This window comes from Rhizobium cauense, from assembly GCF_019511525.1.
In the GTDB taxonomy this organism is placed as follows: Bacteria; Pseudomonadota; Alphaproteobacteria; order Rhizobiales; family Rhizobiaceae; genus Rhizobium; species Rhizobium cauense.
This window is the reverse complement of the sequence record NZ_JAEUAT010000050.1, coordinates 1-2,503: the sequence shown is the minus strand read 5'-3', so window position 1 is coordinate 2,503 and position 2,503 is coordinate 1. Positions and strand designations below refer to the sequence as shown.

At 58.3% G+C, this 2,503-nt stretch carries 3 protein-coding genes; all 3 read right to left on the bottom strand.

Annotated elements, in window-relative coordinates:
- Window positions 1-23 precede the first annotated feature (23 nt).
- The 3 genes from tnpC to JNB88_RS33035 all read right to left on the bottom strand — a co-directional run bounded on the left by tnpC (window position 24) and on the right by JNB88_RS33035 (window position 2,382).
- Window positions 24-1,616 (bottom strand): IS66 family transposase, encoded by a 1,593-nt coding sequence (gene tnpC / locus JNB88_RS33045; RefSeq protein WP_220359158.1) that lies wholly within the window; start codon window positions 1,614-1,616, stop codon window positions 24-26.
- A 74-nt stretch (window positions 1,617-1,690) separates the two neighbouring features.
- Window positions 1,691-2,035 (bottom strand): IS66 family insertion sequence element accessory protein TnpB, encoded by a 345-nt coding sequence (gene tnpB, locus JNB88_RS33040; RefSeq protein WP_113365556.1) that lies wholly within the window; start codon window positions 2,033-2,035, stop codon window positions 1,691-1,693.
- Entirely contained in the window at window positions 2,032-2,382 is a 351-nt protein-coding gene (locus JNB88_RS33035; RefSeq protein WP_223217440.1) for a transposase, read from the bottom strand. Before JNB88_RS33035 ends, tnpB begins: the two co-directional genes overlap by 4 nt.
- Between the last annotated feature and the right edge of the window lie 121 nt (window positions 2,383-2,503).

The following is a 2,503-nucleotide window of genomic DNA, read 5'->3' as shown; positions in this document are numbered from 1 at the left end:
CGTAAGCGACAAGCTGGGGCCGTTCAGGCGGCATAGTTCCACGGCATGAGGGCGTCGATTTCGCTGCTGGGCCATCCATTTGCGAGGCGCTCGAGTGCCTGAGTAAGCCAGGCTTGCGGATCGACAGCATTCATCTTTGCGGTTTGCAGGAGAGTTCCGATTGTCGCCCAGGTTTTGCCGCCACCGTCGCTCCCGGCGAATAGGCTATTTTTTCTCGTAATTGCTTGGGGTCTGATCGCTCGTTCAACGATGTTGGAATCGAGCTCGACCCGGCCGTCGGTCAGGAAGCGCTCGAAGATGTCGCGACGCGAGATGGCATATCGAAGCGCCTCCGCGAGTTTCGATTTGCCGGAGACCCGCGGCAGGGTCGCCTGCCAGAGAGTGTAGAGGTCACTGACGATCGCTGCGGAGATCTCCTGACGTGCGGCGACACGAGTCTCAGGGCTTTGACCCCGAACGGTGTCCTCAATCTCCCACAGCTTTGCCATCCGCTGGACGGTATCTGTAGCGACCTTTGAGCTGTTTGCGGCATGCAACTCGTAGAACTTCCGGCGGCTATGTGACCAGCAGCCAGCCAGAGTGGCGCTGTCATTGCCTCCATCCTTCCGGACGAGCTTGTTATAGGCGGCATACCCATCAACCTGCAGAATTCCACGATAGCCGCTCAGATGCCGTGCGACGCACTCGGTGGCTCGACTGTCCTCGAAGCGATAGGCCACCATCGGCGGACCACTGCCTCCGAAGGTCCGATCGTCTCTGGCATATGCCCATAGCCACGCCGTCTTTGCAGATCCGGAGCCAGGTGCGAGTGTCGGCAAGGTCGTTTCGTCGGCAAAAATCCGTTCTGCCTTCTTGATCTCGTTCAGGATGTAATTGGCGAGGATGTCGAGCTCGAACCCCACCTTACCCATCCATTGGGCCATCAGCCTGCGATCGAGTTCTACCTTGTCGCGTGCGTAGATTGCTTCCTGGCGATAAAGCGGCAGGCCGTCGGCATATTTGGACACAGCGATTTGGGCCAAAAGCGCTTCCGTTGGAATGCCACCTTCGATGATATGTGCCGGAGCCGCGGCCTGGATGACGCCGTCCTCGTTCCTAAAAGCGTATTTAGGACGACGGGTGACGATGACACGGAACTTCGCTGCGACGACATCCAGACGCTCGGAGATGTCTTCTCCGATCAGGATTTTCTGCTTGCCTGCGTGTTCCGGCAGCTCCTCCGGCTCGATCACGACCTCGACGCGCTCGAGATGCGGCGCGAAGCCCTTGCGCAATCGCGGTGCGCGTTTGCTATCCGCACTCTCGCGGCCTTTCGTAACCTGACCCTTGATTGCCGCAATGCCGGTCTCGATTTCCTCGAAGACAAAGGCATGCTGCTCGTCATCGACGGTGGATGATGCAAGCTTTTCCGAGCGTCGGCCAAATCGGGCGCGATCGAAAGCCTTCAGGATCTGCGTGAGACGCTCGATACGATCGTCGGCGTCCGCATTTCGGGCCTCGAGGTCATCGACCTGCTTTTCCAAAACTTCGACGCGGGCTGCCTTTTCGGCCATGGCGAGAACCATGGCTTTCAAGGCCTCTACATCATCCGGAAGCTCGATCTCGGGGCGCGTCATGGGTCCGATCAGAGCATATTTTGTCGCCATACGCCCGCAGTTTCAGGCTGCTGATTCACTTCGCCGCAGTGGTTTTACCCAACAATCTCAGGAGGCTTCACCGGCGTTTGTCGAACGCGCTTCCAATCCATTCCGTCCACAAGAGCAAGAAGCTGGGCATGATTGAGCTGGACGCGATGATGACCAATCCGGGGCCAGCAGAACTGGGCTTTCTCCAGCCGCTTCGCATAGAGGCAAACGCCCGAACCATCCCACCACACGATCTTCACCCGGTCCGCTCTCTTGGCCCGAAAGACATAAAGCGCACCATTGAATGGATCATTGCCGGTATCCCGCACCAACGAAAGCAAACTGTCCGGCCCCTTGCGGAAGTCGATCGGATGGCTCGCCAGAAACACCTTTACGCCTGACGGGATCATGCAGAGCGTACCGCTCGGATCACCCGCTGCAGATGGGCTTCTTCGGTATCTGCGCCCGCCCGGATCACCACATCGCCGATGACAACCTCGACAACGGAGCTGACCCCGACCACTGATCGTTGCGCCTTCACAGCCGTCGCAATGTGATGCGGCTCACTCTCTTTCAGAAGGTCTCGCCGCCAGCGATATAGTTGTGAGGGCGTGATCCCGATCCGTCGCGCTAACTCGGAGTTGTTCACTCCTGGCTTGCAAGCCTCCGCAACAGTATCGACTTTAAACTCGTCAGACCAGAAACGCCGCACCTGGCGAGGAGACCCCTCTAGCCGGTCCGGTACCGCCTCAATCATATGGATCATCACAGGGCTAGCTATAGGCGTAGACATAGATCCTCACAATCAGAGAAAATCAGATGTCTGCCATACCGCGACGGCCGTCAGCTTCGCCAGATGGGGTCTGCTTGTCGCTTAC